The sequence below is a fragment of the Streptomyces sp. S3(2020) genome (assembly GCF_013044505.1).
Taxonomy (GTDB): domain Bacteria; phylum Actinomycetota; class Actinomycetes; order Streptomycetales; family Streptomycetaceae; genus Streptomyces.
In genome coordinates, this window is the sequence record NZ_JABERD010000080.1 from 24,712 (window position 1) to 40,558 (window position 15,847).

Genomic DNA, 15,847 nt, shown 5'->3' on the forward strand with positions numbered 1-15,847 from the left:
TATGCCGGTCACAGGGCCAGCCGCATCGAGGGGTCCGGCTTGCGGACGAAGCCGAGGGAGGCGTAGAGCGGCTCGGCCTCGGCGGAGGCGTTCAGATCGACATGGGCGGCGCCCCGCTCGCGGAGCCACGCCAGCAGTTCCGTCACACACGCCCGCGCGTGACCGCGACGGCGGGCGTCCGGGTCGGTCGCCACGCTGAAGACGTGCCCGACCCGCCCGAGCGGATTGTCCGCCCGCCCGATCCGGTACTCCAGCGCCCCGGCGGCCAGCGCCGCCAGCGCCCCCGGCCGCTCCGGGTGCTCCACGACGAACGCCGCGAAGTCCCCGTCCGGATCCGCCAGCCGCCCCTTCAGCACGGGCAGCGACTCCGTGTGCCACCGCGTGGAAGGGTCGGTACCGGCCATCGAGTCGATCATCACCTGCCGAAGGCGCAGCACTTCCCCGGCGTCCTCGGCCCCAGCACGTCGTACGACAGTCATGTCCCGCACGCTAGCCACCGCGCCCTGTCGACGTCCCGCGAATTCTTACCGGTTTCGCTTGCTTGGAGTGCACTCCAAGGCCATAGCGTTGAGGTCATGACGGTGATGGAGACCACCACGACGGGTACCAGGACCGACAGCTGCAGCGCCCCGCCGCACCCGCACCGGCGCCCCCTGGGCCAGGACAGCTACACGATCAGCGAGGTCGTCGCCTTCACCGGGCTGACCGCGCACACGCTGCGCTGGTACGAGCGCATCGGCCTGATGCCGCACATCGACCGCTCGCACACCGGTCAGCGCCGCTACAGCAACCGCGACCTGGACTGGCTCGACTTCGTCGGCAAGCTCCGGCTCACGGGGATGCCGGTCGCCGACATGGTGCGCTACGCGGAACTCGTCCGCGAGGGCGACCACACCTTCGGCGAGCGCTTCGAACTGCTGGAGTCGACCCGCCGGGACGTCCTGACCCGGATCACGGAACTGCAGGACACACTCGCCGTGCTCGACCGGAAGATCAGCTTCTACGCCGACGCCGGTCACCGCTACGAAACGGAGAAGGCCGGATGACCGACAACAGGATCCCGACCGCACGACTGGGCGCCGGCGGCCCCGAGGTGGGGGTGCAGGGCCTGGGCTGCATGGGCATGAGCTTCGCGTACGGGCCCACGGACGCGGGTGAGTCCCGGGCGACCCTGGAACGGGCCCTGGAACTCGGGGTCACCCTCTACGACACGGCGGACGCCTACGGCGCGGGGGAGAACGAGACGTTCCTCTCGCCGTTCTTCAGGGCCCACCGCGACGAGGTCGTCATCGCCACGAAGTTCGCCCTGTCGATCCCGCCGGACGACCAGACCCGGCGCGTCATCCGCAACGACGCCCCGTACATCCGCCAGGCCGTCGAGGCCAGCCTGAAGCGTCTCGACGTCGACGTCATCGACCTCTACTACATGCACCGGCGCGATGTGAACGTGCCGATCGAGGACACCGTCGGTGTCATGGCCGAGCTGGTGCGCGAGGGCAAGGTCAAGCACCTGGGCCTGAGCGAGGTCACGGGCGCGGAGCTGCGTACGGCCCAGGCCGTCCACCCCATCGCGGCCGTGCAGTCGGAGTGGTCCCTGTTCAGCCGCGACATCGAGACGGGCGTGGTCCCGGCCGCCCGCGACCTGGGCGTCGCCCTCGTCCCGTACTCCCCGCTCGGCCGGGGCTTCCTGACCGGCTCGTTCGCCGACGCCGACAAGGATCTGACGGCCGGCGACTTCCGCCGCCACCAGCCCCGCTTCACCGGCGAGAACGCGGCCGCGAACGCGGCCCTGCTGGACCCGGTCCGCACGGTGGCCGAGGCGCACGGGGCCTCCCCGGGCCAGATAGCCCTGGCCTGGGTCCACGAGCAGGCGCGCACGCACGGGCTGGCGGTGATCCCGATCCCGGGCACCACCAAGGTCGGCCGGATCGAGGAGAACACGGCGGCCGCGGGGATCGTCCTGGGCGAGCGGGACCTGACCCTGCTGGAGCCCATCGCGGCGAAGGTGGCGGGGGACCGGTACGCGGACATGGCGTTCACGTCGGCGGGCCGGGAGTAGTCACAGCTCGGCGAGCAGCTCCGCCTTCTTCATGGAGAACTCCTCGTCGGTGACCAGCCCGGCCTGATGCAGTTCCCCCAGGTGACGAATCCGTTCGGCGATGTCGGCGGGGTCCCTGCGGGGGGCTGCGGCCGGGACCGCGGCCACCGGCCCCCGCTGCCGTACGGCCGCCAGGACCGCCGCGGCGAAGGGCAGCGACTCGTGCACCGGGCCGTAGCCGAGACCGAACACCACGGCCGCCGGATCCTGGTCCGCCTGGGCCGGCGCCGGCTCACCGCTCAGCAGCCGCAGATGTCCCTCGAAGACCTCGGGGGACCTCCATTCCACCCCGCTCAGGTCGGCCACCGGAAAGCTCTGGTCGCCGGCCTTCCACTTCGCCGAGGACGCGCCCGTCCAGAACCACCGGAAGTGCACGGTCTTCCCGTCGAAGGACGCCTTCCCGTCGTACGCCTTGAAGGACAGCGGCACTTCGGGCGCCGGCACCAGGAACCGCTCGGCCGGCTCATCGGCGTCCCGTGTCAGCAGGCCGCGCAGCTCGTCGGCGTAGTACTCGGCGAGCACCTCGCGCTCGGCGGGCAGCACCAGGCGGTACGGATCGCACCCTTCCTTGAGCTGTCCCGCGGCCGCTTCCATCAGCGGGTCGGCGCCGGGGCGGGGCTCGGCGCGCAGCACCACGGTGCCGCGCCTGCCGGGGGTCAGGGTCACGCCGGCCAGTGCCGAGAAGGGGATCCGTCGCTCGCCCAGGGACTGGAAGAGCTTGGGTGTTCGAATACTTCGTTCGTAACGGATGAGCACGGAGTCGGACTCGAACTCCCAGGCGGCATGAAATCCGGCCAGTACGTCACCCATGCGGCTCATCGTATGCGGCACGAGCTCCTCCGTCGCCTCCCTGCGCAGACCGCAATTCCTGCGTCTCTACGCGCGTCAGCCCGCCACGGTGCCGGACAAACCGGCCCGGCAGGCTTCGTCGTCCTCCGCACAGTGCACCGAGCGATACGCGCCGACGCCGATCTCGGCGAAGTTCAGCAGGCTCTCGGTGCCCGGCTCGAAATAGCCGCTGTGCCCTTTCGCGTCCGCCGCCGAGAGCACCCGTGCCCCGAACGCGTCGGACACCGGGTCGGCTCCGTGGCCCAGGCCGCCGAGCTCCAGGTACGGCACGTCCTGGATCCAGTCGTCGGCGTCCCGCATCGCCCACACCTGGGCCGAGGTGTGCAGCTGGGCGGCGTTGGTGACCCGCATCCCGGGGCTGCCGGCCACCGCGATGTCGGCCACCCGCTCCGGCAGGGTGTGCGCGGCGACACCGCACACCACCGAGCCGTAGCTGTGGCAGAACAGCGAGACGGGCGTGCTGCCGGGCAGCGCGCGCACCAGCGCGTTCAGCCGGACGGCACCGCTCTCGGCGCGCGTCGCGGTCGCCGAGTCGAGGCCGAGGCCGCCGGGGGCGGTGTAGTCGGCCCAGGCGATGACGGCCGTGCGCGTCGAGGGGCTCGCCGCCTTCTCCGCCGCGTACAGGGACTTGGCCATGCCGACCGGGGCCGAGTACTTGCGGTAGGTGCGCTGGAAGGTGAGCAGATCGGTGTCGACGCCGGGGACGACGACCGAGATCCGCTGCGCCTTGTCCAGGTTGCCGAAGACCTCGGCGACCCGCCCGGAGCCCTCCGGGTCGAAGGCGAGGATCTTGCGCTTGGTGCTCATCAGCGCCTCGAAGCGGTGCATGCGGTGGCCCGCCTGGCGCTGTCCGTCGGCCGAGAGCCGGCTGTCGTGCATGCGTTTCAGCTCGACCTTGCGGGCCTGGCCGAGCGCGATGCGGTTGGCGCGGTAGCGTAGCTCGACGGGGGCGCCGTTCATGTTGCCGACCGCGAGGGGATAGCGGCGGGCGAGGGTGGCGCGCTGCTGGGCGGTCAGCGAGGCGAAGAAGCGGGAGAGCGCGGCGGAGGTCGAGTCGTCCGGGTCCGGCAGCCGGTGTCCGGCTATCCGGCCGTGCTCCCAGGCGCTGAGCGAGCTCTGGAGGGGGGTGGTGTTCCGCTGGTTGCGCATGGCGGTCCAGCCGGTGGTCGCGAGCATCACGAACACCACGGCCAGCGCGAGCAGTGCGCGCCAGACGTTCAGTTGGGGAGAGGTGTCGAAGGAAGTCACTGAAAGGACACACTAGGAGAACGAGAGGGTCTCGCGTTAACCGAGTGACGGAGGTCACGTTTCGGCGCGCGTGACGATGACCTCAGTGTGTTCGCCAGTTCTCCGTCAGTGCCGGACCCACCTGTTCGAGATACGAAACGGTGAGCGTCCGCATCGCGTCCAGGCTGAAGTCCGCGGCCACGCTCCACTGCCGTTCCGTCACCCGCATCACCCCGCTGAAGACGGCCACCACGAGCCGCGGCCGCGGATCGGCCGTCACATCCAGTCCCTCGCGCTCGGCGATCACGCGCGCCAGCGTCTCCTCGACCTCCATGGAGCGCCGCAGATGGGCGGCGAGCAGCACCGGCGTCGACTCGATCACCCGGTACATCTGGAGGTAGAGCTCCACGGGTACGACGGACTCGATCACGTCGTTGAGCGAGTCCCAGCGCTCCAGGACCGCCTGGCGCAGCGCCTCCAGCGGTGCCTCGTGCGGCGGCCGCTCGCGCACCGCCTCGACGAAGTGCACGACGGCCATCTCCACGACGGCGAGGGCGGCCTCCTCCTTGCCGGCGAAGTAGCGGAAGAAGGTGCGCTGTGAGACCTCGACGGCTTCGGCGATGTCGTCGACGGTCGTCCCGTCGTACCCCCGGGTCGTGAACAGTTCGAGGGCGGCTCGGACCAGAGCCTCGCGGGTGCGCTGCTTCTTGCGGTCGCGCAGGGTTTCCATGCTGTGTCAGTTACCGACTTATGAAACGGTTTGTCAATTGTCAGCGGCTGTCACTAGCCTCGACGTATGACTAGTCAGACCACGCTCGACAAGACGGGGCCGGAGGACGGCAGGCCGGCCGCCCCGTCGGAGGGGGCGCGGGCCTCAGGGCTGCGCGGCCACCCCTGGTTCACCCTCATCACCGTCGCCGTAGGCGTCATGATGGTGGCCCTCGACGGCACCATCGTCGCCATCGCCAACCCGGCCATCCAGCAGGACCTCGGCGCCACCTTCGCCGAGGTGCAGTGGATCACCAACGGCTACTTCCTGGCCCTCGCGGTCTCCCTGATCACCGCGGGCAAGCTCGGTGACCGCTTCGGCCATCGCCAGACCTTCCTGATAGGCGTGGTCGGCTTCGCGGCCGCCTCCGGTGCCATCGGCCTGTCCGACAGCATCGCGTTCGTCGTCACCTTCCGGGTGCTCCAGGGCCTCTTCGGCGCCCTGCTGATGCCGGCCGCCCTCGGCCTGCTGCGGGCGACCTTCCCGGCCGAGAAGCTCAACATGGCCATCGGTATCTGGGGCATGGTCATCGGCGCCTCCACGGCGGGTGGCCCGATCCTCGGCGGTGTCCTCGTCGAGCACGTCAACTGGCAGTCGGTGTTCTTCATCAACGTGCCGGTCGGCATCCTCGCCCTCGTCCTGGGCGTCCTGATCCTGCTCGACCACCGTGCCGAGAACGCCCCGCGCTCCTTCGACATCCTGGGCATCGCCCTGCTGTCGGCCGCGATGTTCTGCCTGGTCTGGGCCCTCATCAAGGCCCCGGCGTGGGGCTGGGGCGATGGCCAGACGTGGACCTTCATCGCCACGTCGGTCCTGGGCTTCGCGCTCTTCGCCTTCTGGGAGACCAAGGTGAAGGAGCCCTTGATCCCGCTGGGCCTGTTCCGCTCGGTCGCGCTGTCCGCGGGCGTGGTCCTGATGGTCCTCATGGCCATCGCCTTCATGGGCGGCCTGTTCTTCGTGACGTTCTACCTCCAGAACGTGCACGGGATGAGCCCGATCGACGCGGGCCTCCACCTCCTCCCGCTCACCGGCATGATGATCGTCGGCTCCCCGCTCGCGGGCGTGATGATCACCAAGCTCGGCCCGCGCATCCCGCTGGCCGGCGGCATGGCGGCCACCGCGATCGCCATGTACGGCATGTCGACGCTCCAGACGGACACCGGGAGCGCGGTGATGTCCCTCTGGTTCGCCCTGCTGGGCCTGGGTCTCGCCCCGGTCATGGTCGGCGCGACCGAGGTCATCGTGGGCAACGCGCCGCTGGAGCTCTCCGGTGTCGCCGGCGGTCTCCAGCAGGCCGCGATGCAGATCGGCGGCAGCCTCGGTACCGCCGTCCTCGGCGCCGTGATGGCCTCCAAGGTCGACAGCGACCTCGCCGGCAACTGGAAGGACGCGGGACTGCCGCCGCTCACCGCGGCCCAGCAGGCCCAGGCCTCCGAGGCGGTCCAGGTCGGTATGCCACCGGTCGCCAAGGGCACCCCGGAGGCGATCGCCGCGAAGATCACCGACGTCGCGCACGACACCTTCATCTCCGGCATGAGCCTGGCGTCCCTGGTCGCCGCCGGAGTCGCCGCCGTCGCCGTCTTCGTCGCCCTGCTCACCAAGCGCGGCGAGAACGCGGAGGCGGGCGCGGGCGTGGGCCACGTCTGAACTGACGGGAGTTCAAGGCGACTTCCCCTATCAGGGTGAAGACGCTAAAGATTCCTCGCCCCCGGTACGCGCCGCAGGTCACAGTTAGTCAAGCCCTCCGCACGACAGTGCATATGCCGCGGAGGGCGTCCGGTGCTGCGGCGCGCTGCCGGAGGGGGGCGGCGCGCCGCAAGGCCGGAGGATTGAACTGCGTACCGGGGGTACTCGCCACGTCGAACCCAACTTGCCTAGGGGTTCTGGGAGTTGTTGACGATGGCGGGCTTCGGAAACCGAACGCGCAGGTACCCCCGCTCACGTGGCCGGACGGGGTCATGGACCGGGCCGGATCGCGCGACGCTCGGGATCGTCGGAGTCGTCTGCGCGATCGCGGGCTTCTTCGTGCTGGGGATCCTCCTCGGCCCCCTCGCGATCGTCGCGGGCTGGCTGGCCATGGGCCGCAGGTGGGCCGGAGGCAGCCCGGTGACGGCCCTGATCGCCGTGGTCCTGGGGGCCATCGACACCATCGCCGCGTTGATGTGGCTGATGTGAGGGGAGAGCCCCCGGCGGACGGGCCGGGGGCCCGCCTCAGTGTCTGACCGACTGCTGCTCCTGCAACGAGGTCACCTGGGCCCGCAGCGCCCGCACCTCCTCGGTCAGCGCCACGATCGCCTCCGTCTGCCGCCGCTCCTCCACGTCGTCCTTCTCGAAGCGGGAGATGAACCAGGCCGCGATGTTCGCGGTGACGACACCGAGCAGCGCGATCCCGGAGAGCATCAGCCCCACCGCGATGATCCGGCCCATTCCGGTGGTCGGCGCGTGGTCCCCGTACCCCACGGTCGTCATCGTGGTGAACGACCACCACACCGCGTCACCCAGCGTCCGGATGTTCCCGTCCGGCGAGTCCCGCTCCACCGAGAGCACCGCCAGCGAGCCGAACATCAGCAACCCGACCACCGCGCCCGCGACATACGTCGTCAGCCGGATCTGCGAGGCCATCCGCGCCCGCCGCCCCACGAGCATCAGCGTGGAGACCAGCCGCAGCAGCCGCAGCGGCTGTATGAGCGGCAGCACCACGGCGCACAGGTCCATCCAGTGCGTGCGGACGAACTCCCGCCGACGCGGAGCGAGCACGAGACGTATCACGTAGTCGGCGGCGAACGCTCCCCACACCACCCACTCGACCGCTGTGCATGCGACGGTCAGGGACCGCCCGGCCGAGGTGTCCACGATCGGTACCGCGTAGGCGATCGCGAACACCACGGCGAGTGCCAGCAGTGGCCGTTGTGTCCACTGTTCCCAACGGCCCTGCGCCGATTGTTCCTGCATGGGGGCATCGTAAGGAACGCCGGTACGGCCCCCACCGGCCCGCGGCGAAACGACTACGCGTCGCCGCCCGCGGCACCGGGATCGGCCGCCGACACGTCGAGCAGCTGGTACCGGTCGATCGCCTGCTTCAGCACGGACCGGTCGACCTTGCCCTCCCGGGCCAGCTCGGTCAGGACGCCCACGACGATCGACTGCGCGTCGATGTGGAAGAACCGCCGCGCGGCGCCCCGGGTGTCCGCGAAGCCGAACCCGTCCGCGCCCAGCGACTGGTAGGTCCCCGGCACCCAGCGCGCGATCTGGTCCGGTACCGCCCGCATCCAGTCGGACACGGCGACGAAGGGACCCTGCGCACCCGACAGTTTCCGCGTCACGTACGGCACCCGCTGCTCCTCCTCGGGGTGCAGCAGGTTGTGCCGCTCGACGTCGACCGCGTCGCGCCGCAGCTCGTTCCAGGAGGTCGCCGACCAGACGTCCGCCTTGACGTTCCACTCCTCGGCGAGGATCTTCTGCGCCTCGATGGCCCACGGCACGGCGACACCGGACGCGATGACCTGCGCCGGGATCGAGCCCGAAGTGCCCTCGCGGTAGCGGTGGAGGCCCTTGAGGATGCCCTCGACGTCCACGTTCTCCGGTTCGGCAGGGTGCTGGATCGGCTCGTTGTAGACGGTCAGGTAGTAGAAGACGTCCTCGCTGTCCGGCCCGTACATCCGGCGCAGACCGTCCTGCACGATGTGCGCGATCTCGAAGCCGTACGCCGGGTCGTAGGCGACACAGCCCGGGTTGGTCGAGGCGAGCAGCTGCGAGTGGCCGTCGGCGTGCTGGAGACCCTCACCGGTCAGAGTCGTACGTCCGGCGGTCGCACCCAGGACGAAACCGCGCGCCAGCTGGTCGGCCATCTGCCAGAACTGGTCGCCGGTGCGCTGGAATCCGAACATCGAGTAGAAGACGTAGACCGGGATGAGCGGCTCGCCGTGCGTGGCGTAGGCCGAGCCCGCCGCGATCAGCGAGGCCGTGCAGCCCGCCTCGGAGATGCCGTCGTGCAGCATCTGGCCGGTCGGCGACTCCTTGTAGGCGAGGAGCAGATCGCGGTCCACCGCCTCGTACTGCTGGCCGAGCGGGTTGTAGATCTTCGCACTCGGGAAGAACGAGTCCATGCCGAAGGTGCGGTACTCGTCCGGCGCGATCAGCACGAACCGCCTGCCGAGCTCCTTGTCCCGCATGAGGTCCTTGAGCAGCCGTACGAAGGCCATGGTGGTGGCGATCGACTGGTGCCCGGAACCCTTCTTCACACTCGCGTACGTCTTGTCGTCCGGCAGCGCGAGCGGCTTGGCGCGCACGACACGGGTGGGGACGTAACCGCCGAGCGAGCTGCGGCGGTCGTGCATGTACTGGATCTCCTCCGAGTCCCGGCCCGGGTGGTAGTACGGCGGGGCGCCGGACTCCAGTTCCTGGTCGGTGATCGGGATGTGCAGCCGGTCACGGAAGCCCTTGAGGTCGTCGACCGTCAGCTTCTTCATCTGGTGCGTGGCGTTGCGGCCCTCGAAGTTGGGGCCCAGCGTCCAGCCCTTGACGGTCTTGGCGAGGATCACCGTCGGCTGGCCCTTGTGCGCCTTGGCCGCCGAGAAGGCCGCGAAGATCTTCTTGTGGTCGTGACCGCCACGGCCCAGGTGCAGGATCTGGTCGTCGGTCATGTTCTCGACCATCGCGCGCAGCCGCTGGTCGTCACCGAAGAAGTGGTCGCGGATGTACGCGCCGGTCTCGGTGGCGTACGTCTGGTACTGGCCGTCCGGAGTGGTGTTCATCCGGTTGACCAGCAGACCGTCGCGGTCCTGCGCGAGCAGCGGGTCCCAGGAGCGGTCCCAGACCAGCTTGACGACGTTCCAGCCGGCGCCGCGGAAGACCGACTCCAGCTCCTGGATGACCTTGCCGTTGCCGCGCACCGGGCCGTCCAGGCGCTGGAGGTTGCAGTTGACGACGAAGGTCAGGTTGTCCAGGCCCTCGCGCGCGGCGATGGTCAGCTGGCCGAGCGACTCGGGCTCGTCCATCTCGCCGTCGCCGAGGAAGGCCCACACATGCGACTTGGAGGTGTCGGCGATCCCGCGCGCGTGCATGTAGCGGTTCATCCGGGCCTGGTAGATCGCGCCGATCGGGCCGAGGCCCATCGACACGGTGGGGAACTCCCAGAAGTCCGGCATCAGGCGCGGGTGCGGGTAGCTGGACAGGCCGTGGGGCGCCTTCGACTTCTCCTGGCGGAAGGCGTCGAGGTTCTGCTCGCTGAGCCGGTCGAGGAGGTACGCGCGCGCGTAGATGCCCGGGGAGGCGTGGCCCTGGAAGAAGACCTGGTCGCCGCCGTCGCCCTCGTCCTTGCCGCGGAAGAAGTGGTTGAAGCCGACGTCGTAGAGCGAGGCCGAGGAGGCGAAGGTGGCGATGTGGCCGCCGACACCGATGCCGGGGCGCTGGGCGCGGGAGACCATGACGGCGGCGTTCCAGCGGGTGGCGTTGAGGATCCTGCGCTCGATCTCCTCGTTGCCGGGGAAGAACGGCTCGTCCTTGGTGGCGATGGTGTTGACGTAGTCCGTGCTGCGCATCTCGGGCACGGCCACGCGCTTCTCGCGGGCCCGCTCGATCAGTCGCAGCATCAGGTAGCGGGCCCGCTCGCGGCCGCGCTCGTCGACGGCGGCGTCGAGGGAGTCGAGCCACTCCTGGGTTTCCTCGGGATCGAAGTCAGGAACCTGACTCGGAAGGCCGCCAATGATGATCGGATTGCGATCGGATCCGGAAGCCACGCTGTTCCTTCGCTGTCAGAGGGCTGTTTTCCATGGGTATGCGGGAGGTCTGCACCGCTCCCCATCGTGTACCTCGGAAAAGCAAACGTCATCTCTACTGATTGGTAACCAGGGCTCTTCGCGGGTTCCTCGACCTCTGCCCGGGTTCCCAATGCCGCATACCGGGCAGAAAGGTGTGGTGTAGGTCACTTATGACCGTAATCGCGTGCCTGGAGTTGCGGTGACACGGCCAGGAACGTCACCGTTTCGGCGGTCTGAACGGCCGGGTACTTGCGCGATCCGTCCCGCCCGTGTGGACTACGGCCAATGCTGCGCGCACGCGCGTGGCTGAGTTATTCCCGAAACATGATCAGGAGGCAACCCGTGAGCGCGACCGCGGACCACGCGGAGGAGCGGACGAACCCTGCCGCAAGGCTGGGGTTCCAGCCCGAGCAGGTGGTCCAGGAGATCGGCTACGACGACGACGTCGACCAGGAGCTCCGCGAGGCCATTGAGGAAGTCATCGGCAGCGAGCTGATGGACGAGGAATACGACGACGTCGCCGATGCCGTGGTGCTTTGGTTCCGCGACGACGACGGCGACCTCACCGACGTACTGGTGGACGCCACCACGTACATCGAGGAGGGCGGCTCGATCCTGCTGCTGACACCGAAGACCGGCCGCGACGGCTACGTCGAGCCCAGCGACATCTCCGAAGCCGCGACGACGGCGGGGCTCTCCGCCTCCAAGAGCGTCAGCGTCGGCAAGGACTGGAGCGGCAGCCGGCTGGTGACGCCGAAGGCAGCCAAGTCCAAGCGGTGACCCTCCGCTAGAAAGCACCGGACGGGCTGAGTTCCACTCAGCCCGTCCGTCAGTCTGTCGTGATCGCTGCGTAGGGTGTTCTCACCCGAACAGTCCACCCGAGAGGGATTCACGACGATGGCGATCCAGGTCGGCGAAAAGGCCCCCGACTTCGAGCTCAAGGACAACCACGGCAGGGCCGTGAAGCTGTCGGACTTCCGCGGCAGCAAGAACGTCGTCCTGCTCTTCTACCCCTTCGCCTTCACCGGGGTGTGCACCGGCGAGCTCTGCGAGCTGCGCGACAACCTGCCGCAGTTCTCCGACCGCGACACCCAGCTGCTCGCCGTCTCCAACGACTCCATCCACACCCTGCGCGTCTTCGCCGAGCAGGAAGGCCTGGAGTATCCGCTGCTCAGCGACTTCTGGCCGCACGGCGAGGTCTCGCGCGCCTACGGCGTCTTCGCCGAGGACAAGGGCTGCGCGGTGCGCGGCACCTTCGTCATCGACAAGGAGGGCGTGGTCCGCTGGACCGTCGTCAACGCCCTTCCGGACGCCCGCGACCTGAACGAGTACGTGAAGGCGCTCGACACCATCTGAGTCGGGACACCCTGTGATTGTTAGGTTCCAAGCCCTGCGTAGGGCGGGAACCCGTCACTAGGATCGACTCGTTGATCCGGTACCAAACGCATGGCGGGGCTCCCCGCCCCTGGACACCAATGGAGGACTCGTGGGAGTCAGCCTCAGCAAGGGCGGCAACGTATCGCTGACCAAGGAGGCCCCCGGCCTGACCGCGGTCATCATCGGTCTGGGCTGGGACGTCCGCACCACGACCGGCACCGACTTCGACCTGGACGCCAGCGCACTGCTGCTGGACAGCTCGGGCAAGGTGAGCAGCGACGCGAACTTCGTCTTCTTCAACAACCTCAAGAGCCCCGACGGCTCGGTCGAGCACACCGGCGACAACATCACCGGTGAGGGCGAGGGCGACGACGAGCAGCTCAAGGTCAACCTCGCGGGCGTCCCGGCCGAGATCGAGAAGATCGTCTTCCCGGTCTCGATCTACGACGCCGAGAACCGCCAGCAGTCCTTCGGCCAGGTCCGCAACGCGTTCATCCGCGTCGTGAACCAGGCCGGCGAGGCGGAGATCGCGCGCTACGACCTCTCCGAGGACGCGTCCACCGAGACCGCGATGGTCTTCGGCGAGCTGTACCGGCACGGAGCGGAGTGGAAGTTCCGCGCCATCGGCCAGGGCTACGCCTCGGGCCTGCGCGGCATCGCGCAGGACTTCGGCGTCAACGTCTGACGGCTCCGCCGGGCTCTGCCGGGCGCACGTGCCACCCCGTCCGGCGCCACACGGTTTACGTGTGGCGCCGGACGCGCAGGACCACCAGAGACACAGCAGCACACGGGGAGGACCAGCATCATGGGCGTCACGCTCGCCAAGGGGGGCAATGTCTCCCTCTCCAAGGCCGCACCCAACCTCACTCAGGTGATGGTCGGGCTCGGCTGGGACGCGCGCTCCACCACCGGAGCCGATTTCGACCTCGATGCCAGCGCGCTGATCTGCAACAGCGGCAGGGTCATGGGGGACGAGTGGTTCATCTTCTACAACCAGCTCAAGAGCCCCGACGGCTCGGTGGAGCACACCGGCGACAACCTCACCGGTGAGGGCGACGGCGACGACGAGTCGATCCTGATCGACCTCTCCAAGGTGCCGGCCCAGTGCGACAAGATCGTCTTTCCGGTCTCGATCCACGACGCCGACAACCGGGGCCAGACCTTCGGGCAGGTCAGCAACGCCTTCATCCGCGTGGTGAACCAGGCCGACGGCCAGGAACTGGCCCGCTACGACCTCAGCGAGGACGCCTCCACCGAGACCGCGATGATCTTCGGCGAGGTCTACCGGTACCAGGGCGAATGGAAGTTCCGCGCCGTCGGGCAGGGGTACGCGTCCGGGCTGCGGGGCATCGCGCTGGACTTCGGGGTCCACGTCTCGTAGTCGACGTCGCGTCACGCGATATGAGCAAAAACCGGGGCCCGGTGGGGTACGGAGAGGGGCCGACTAGACTCCGCTTCAAAGTTCGGTAAAGAGCCGAGTAGGGCAGCGGGGGAGACCCGTACATACAGGATTGGGTAGCCAGTGGTTCTGAAAACCTTCGGCTGGTCGTTCGCGGTCACCGCGCTCGGCCTCGTAGCGGCGGTCTTCTACGGGGGGTGGACCGGGTTCGGCATCGTGGCGATCCTCTCCATCCTCGAGATCTCGCTGTCCTTCGACAACGCGGTGGTCAACGCCGGAATCCTGAAGAAGATGAATGCCTTCTGGCAGAAGATCTTCCTCACCATCGGTGTCCTCATCGCCGTGTTCGGTATGCGGCTGGTGTTCCCGGTCGTGATCGTGGCGGTCACCGCCCAGATGGGTCCCATCGAGGCCGTCGACCTCGCGCTCAACGACAAGGACCAGTACCAGCAGCTGGTCACCGACGCCCACCCGGCGATCGCCGCGTTCGGTGGCATGTTCCTGCTGATGATCTTCCTCGACTTCATCTTCGAGGACCGGGACATCAAGTGGCTCGCGTGGCTGGAGCGCCCGCTCGCCAAGCTCGGCAAGGTCGACATGCTGTCGGTCTGCATCGCGCTCGTCGTCCTGCTGATCACCGCCATGACCTTCGCGACCCACGCCCACCAGCACGGCGGCGCGCATGTCGACAAGGCAGAGACGGTTCTGCTCTCCGGTATCGCGGGTCTGATCACCTACATGATCGTCGGTGGTCTCTCCGGCTACTTCGAGGACAAGCTCGAAGAGGAGGAGGAACGTGAGCACGAGGAGGAGGAAGAGGCCGCGCGCACCGGCAAGCCGCGCTCGGCCGTCGCGCTCGCGGGCAAGGCCGCGTTCTTCATGTTCCTCTACCTGGAGGTCCTCGACGCCTCCTTCTCCTTCGACGGTGTGATCGGCGCCTTCGCCGTCACCAACGACATCGTGCTGATGGCGCTGGGCCTGGGCATCGGCGCCATGTACGTCCGTTCGCTGACCGTGTACCTGGTCCGTCAGGGCACCCTCGACGACTACGTCTACCTGGAGCACGGCGCGCACTACGCGATCGGTGCGCTGGCCGTGATCCTCATGATCACCATCCAGTACCAGATCCACGAGGTCATCACCGGTCTCGTCGGTGTGGTCCTGATCGGCTGGTCCTTCTGGTCCTCCGTGCGCCGCAACAACGCACTGGCAGCGGCAGAGGGAAAAGCTGAGGGCTCGGACGACAAGACCGAGGTCTCGTCCGGGGTGTGACCTGCCCTCGTGTGAGGGAACGCTCTGAGCGGGGCGGCGTCGACTCCTCGACGCCGCCCCGCCGGTCTTCTGACGCGAAACGGTGGGGGCGGGAACATGGGCTTCTTGGACGGGCTCTGGCGCGGACGCGCGGCCGAGTTCGACTCGGGCAACGCGGCGACCAACTCGATCGTGCTGACCAAACGGCACGACCGGGTCTCTCTCAAGGAACAGGGCGCCGAGACGGGCCATCTGCGCATCAACCTGGCCTGGCGGATGCGGACCTCCGACATCGGCGGCTCACAGCGGGAGAGCCTGCTCAGGCACCCCTTCCGGGCCCTCAAGCCGCCGGAGGTCATGGGGCACAGCCAGAGCATGGTCAACGTCGACCTCGACCTCGGGTGTCTCTACGAGCTGGCCGACGGCTCCAAGGGCGTGGTGCAGCCCCTCGGCGGGTTCTTCGGGGACGTCAACTCGGCGCCGTTCGTGAAGCTCAGCGGGGACGACCGGTTCGGGTCGGCGTCCGGGGAGACGATCTACGTCAACCTCGACCACAAGGACGCCATCAAGCGGATCCTGGTCTTCGTCTACATCTACGACCAGACACCGGCGTTCGACCGCACGCACGCGATCGTGACGCTGTATCCGAGCAACGGGCCGCGCATCGAGATCGGCCTCGACGAACGTCACCCCCAGGCCCGCTCCTGCGCCGTCGTGATGATCGAGAACGTCAAGGGCGAGATCGTCGTCCGGCGTGAGGTGAAGTTCGTCTACGGGTTCCAGGCGGAGCTGGACCGGCTGTACGGGTGGGGCCTTCAGTGGGGACGCGGCTTCAAGACCAAGGCGGAGCGGTGAGCCGGGGCGTTCTCTTCAGCGTCCGATGAACTGCGGGCCCTGCGGGGGCAGCCGGAAGTCCGGGTCCGGGGCGACCGTGACCGGGGCCTGGGGGTAGCCGTACGCGGGCTGGCTGGTCGGCTGGGGGTAGCCGTACGCCGGCTGGGTCGCCGGCGGGGACTGGGGGTAGCCGTAGGACCTGGCTCTTATCAACATCTGACGATGCCGCCTGTGGTGCAGGGGTTGCGCCAGGTGGTGCGCGTTCTCCTCACATACACAATAAG

General features: G+C 68.6%; 16 protein-coding genes and 1 pseudogene. 10 read left to right on the forward strand and 7 right to left on the reverse strand.

Annotated features, from left to right (window positions below; all coding sequences use genetic code 11):
• Window positions 1–8: 8 nt before the first annotated feature.
• Complete coding sequence (locus tag HLK59_RS24805) at window positions 9–479, reverse strand: GNAT family N-acetyltransferase (RefSeq protein WP_171143706.1); 471 nt, start codon at window positions 477–479, stop codon at window positions 9–11.
• 96 nt (window positions 480–575) lie between these two features.
• Between HLK59_RS24805 and HLK59_RS24810 the strand changes: the two genes are divergently transcribed.
• Together HLK59_RS24810 and HLK59_RS24815 are read left to right on the forward strand one after the other, a co-directional pair.
• Window positions 576–1,046, forward strand: coding sequence for a MerR family transcriptional regulator (locus tag HLK59_RS24810; RefSeq protein WP_171143707.1), 471 nt, complete (start codon window positions 576–578; stop codon window positions 1,044–1,046).
• Window positions 1,043–2,059 carry an aldo/keto reductase gene (locus tag HLK59_RS24815; protein WP_171143708.1) on the forward strand — a complete coding sequence of 339 codons (1,017 nt, stop codon included), beginning with the start codon at window positions 1,043–1,045 and terminating at the stop codon, window positions 2,057–2,059. The genes HLK59_RS24810 and HLK59_RS24815 overlap by 4 nt, the downstream gene beginning before the upstream one ends.
• Here the strand turns inward: HLK59_RS24815 and HLK59_RS24820 are convergent, their stop codons facing one another.
• From HLK59_RS24820 to HLK59_RS24830, 3 genes are all read right to left on the reverse strand, one after another.
• Complete coding sequence (locus HLK59_RS24820) at window positions 2,060–2,917, reverse strand: DUF4429 domain-containing protein (protein WP_171143722.1); 858 nt, start codon at window positions 2,915–2,917, stop codon at window positions 2,060–2,062.
• A gap of 66 nt (window positions 2,918–2,983) precedes the next feature.
• Window positions 2,984–4,195 (reverse strand): alpha/beta hydrolase, encoded by a 1,212-nt coding sequence (locus HLK59_RS24825; RefSeq protein ID WP_171143709.1) that lies wholly within the window; start codon window positions 4,193–4,195, stop codon window positions 2,984–2,986.
• Window positions 4,196–4,277: 82 nt separating this feature from the next.
• Entirely contained in the window at window positions 4,278–4,904 is a 627-nt protein-coding gene (locus HLK59_RS24830; protein WP_171143710.1) for a TetR family transcriptional regulator, read from the reverse strand.
• A gap of 66 nt (window positions 4,905–4,970) precedes the next feature.
• Here HLK59_RS24830 and HLK59_RS24835 point away from each other — a divergent pair, with 66 nt between their 5' ends.
• Window positions 4,971–6,590 carry an MFS transporter gene (locus tag HLK59_RS24835; protein ID WP_171143711.1) on the forward strand — a complete coding sequence of 540 codons (1,620 nt, stop codon included), beginning with the start codon at window positions 4,971–4,973 and terminating at the stop codon, window positions 6,588–6,590.
• A gap of 252 nt (window positions 6,591–6,842) precedes the next feature.
• Window positions 6,843–7,118: a small hydrophobic protein gene (locus HLK59_RS24840; protein ID WP_171143712.1), complete on the forward strand. Its 276-nt coding sequence runs from the start codon at window positions 6,843–6,845 to the stop codon at window positions 7,116–7,118.
• Between the two features lie 36 nt (window positions 7,119–7,154).
• On the opposite strand, the gene HLK59_RS24845 is transcribed toward HLK59_RS24840, so the two are convergent.
• Both HLK59_RS24845 and aceE read right to left on the reverse strand, forming a co-directional pair.
• On the reverse strand, window positions 7,155–7,895 hold the full coding sequence (locus tag HLK59_RS24845) for a potassium channel family protein (protein WP_171143713.1): 741 nt from the start codon (window positions 7,893–7,895) through the stop codon (window positions 7,155–7,157).
• 53 nt (window positions 7,896–7,948) lie between these two features.
• Window positions 7,949–10,681, reverse strand: coding sequence for a pyruvate dehydrogenase (acetyl-transferring), homodimeric type (gene aceE, locus HLK59_RS24850; RefSeq protein ID WP_171143714.1), 2,733 nt, complete (start codon window positions 10,679–10,681; stop codon window positions 7,949–7,951).
• Window positions 10,682–11,044: 363 nt separating this feature from the next.
• On the opposite strand from aceE, the gene HLK59_RS24855 reads away from it, so the two are divergent.
• The 6 genes from HLK59_RS24855 (at window position 11,045) to HLK59_RS24880 (ending at window position 15,584) form a co-directional block, all read left to right on the forward strand.
• A complete protein-coding gene (locus tag HLK59_RS24855) occupies window positions 11,045–11,482 on the forward strand; it encodes a DUF3052 domain-containing protein (protein ID WP_171143715.1) in 438 nt (145 codons plus the stop codon).
• A 117-nt stretch (window positions 11,483–11,599) separates the two neighbouring features.
• Window positions 11,600–12,058: a peroxiredoxin gene (locus HLK59_RS24860; protein WP_171143716.1), complete on the forward strand. Its 459-nt coding sequence runs from the start codon at window positions 11,600–11,602 to the stop codon at window positions 12,056–12,058.
• A 130-nt stretch (window positions 12,059–12,188) separates the two neighbouring features.
• Window positions 12,189–12,764: a calcium homeostasis/redox stress adaptation protein gene (locus tag HLK59_RS24865; RefSeq protein WP_171143717.1), complete on the forward strand. Its 576-nt coding sequence runs from the start codon at window positions 12,189–12,191 to the stop codon at window positions 12,762–12,764.
• 120 nt (window positions 12,765–12,884) lie between these two features.
• Window positions 12,885–13,460: a TerD family protein gene (locus HLK59_RS24870; protein ID WP_171143718.1), complete on the forward strand. Its 576-nt coding sequence runs from the start codon at window positions 12,885–12,887 to the stop codon at window positions 13,458–13,460.
• A gap of 141 nt (window positions 13,461–13,601) precedes the next feature.
• Window positions 13,602–14,750, forward strand: a complete 1,149-nt coding sequence (locus HLK59_RS24875) for a DUF475 domain-containing protein (protein WP_171143719.1) — start codon at window positions 13,602–13,604, stop codon at window positions 14,748–14,750.
• Between the two features lie 96 nt (window positions 14,751–14,846).
• On the forward strand, window positions 14,847–15,584 hold the full coding sequence (locus HLK59_RS24880) for a Tellurium resistance (protein ID WP_171143720.1): 738 nt from the start codon (window positions 14,847–14,849) through the stop codon (window positions 15,582–15,584).
• A gap of 15 nt (window positions 15,585–15,599) precedes the next feature.
• On the opposite strand, the pseudogene HLK59_RS24885 reads toward HLK59_RS24880, so the two are convergent.
• A pseudogene (locus HLK59_RS24885) lies at window positions 15,600–15,847 on the reverse strand (TerD family protein); the annotation flags it as partial.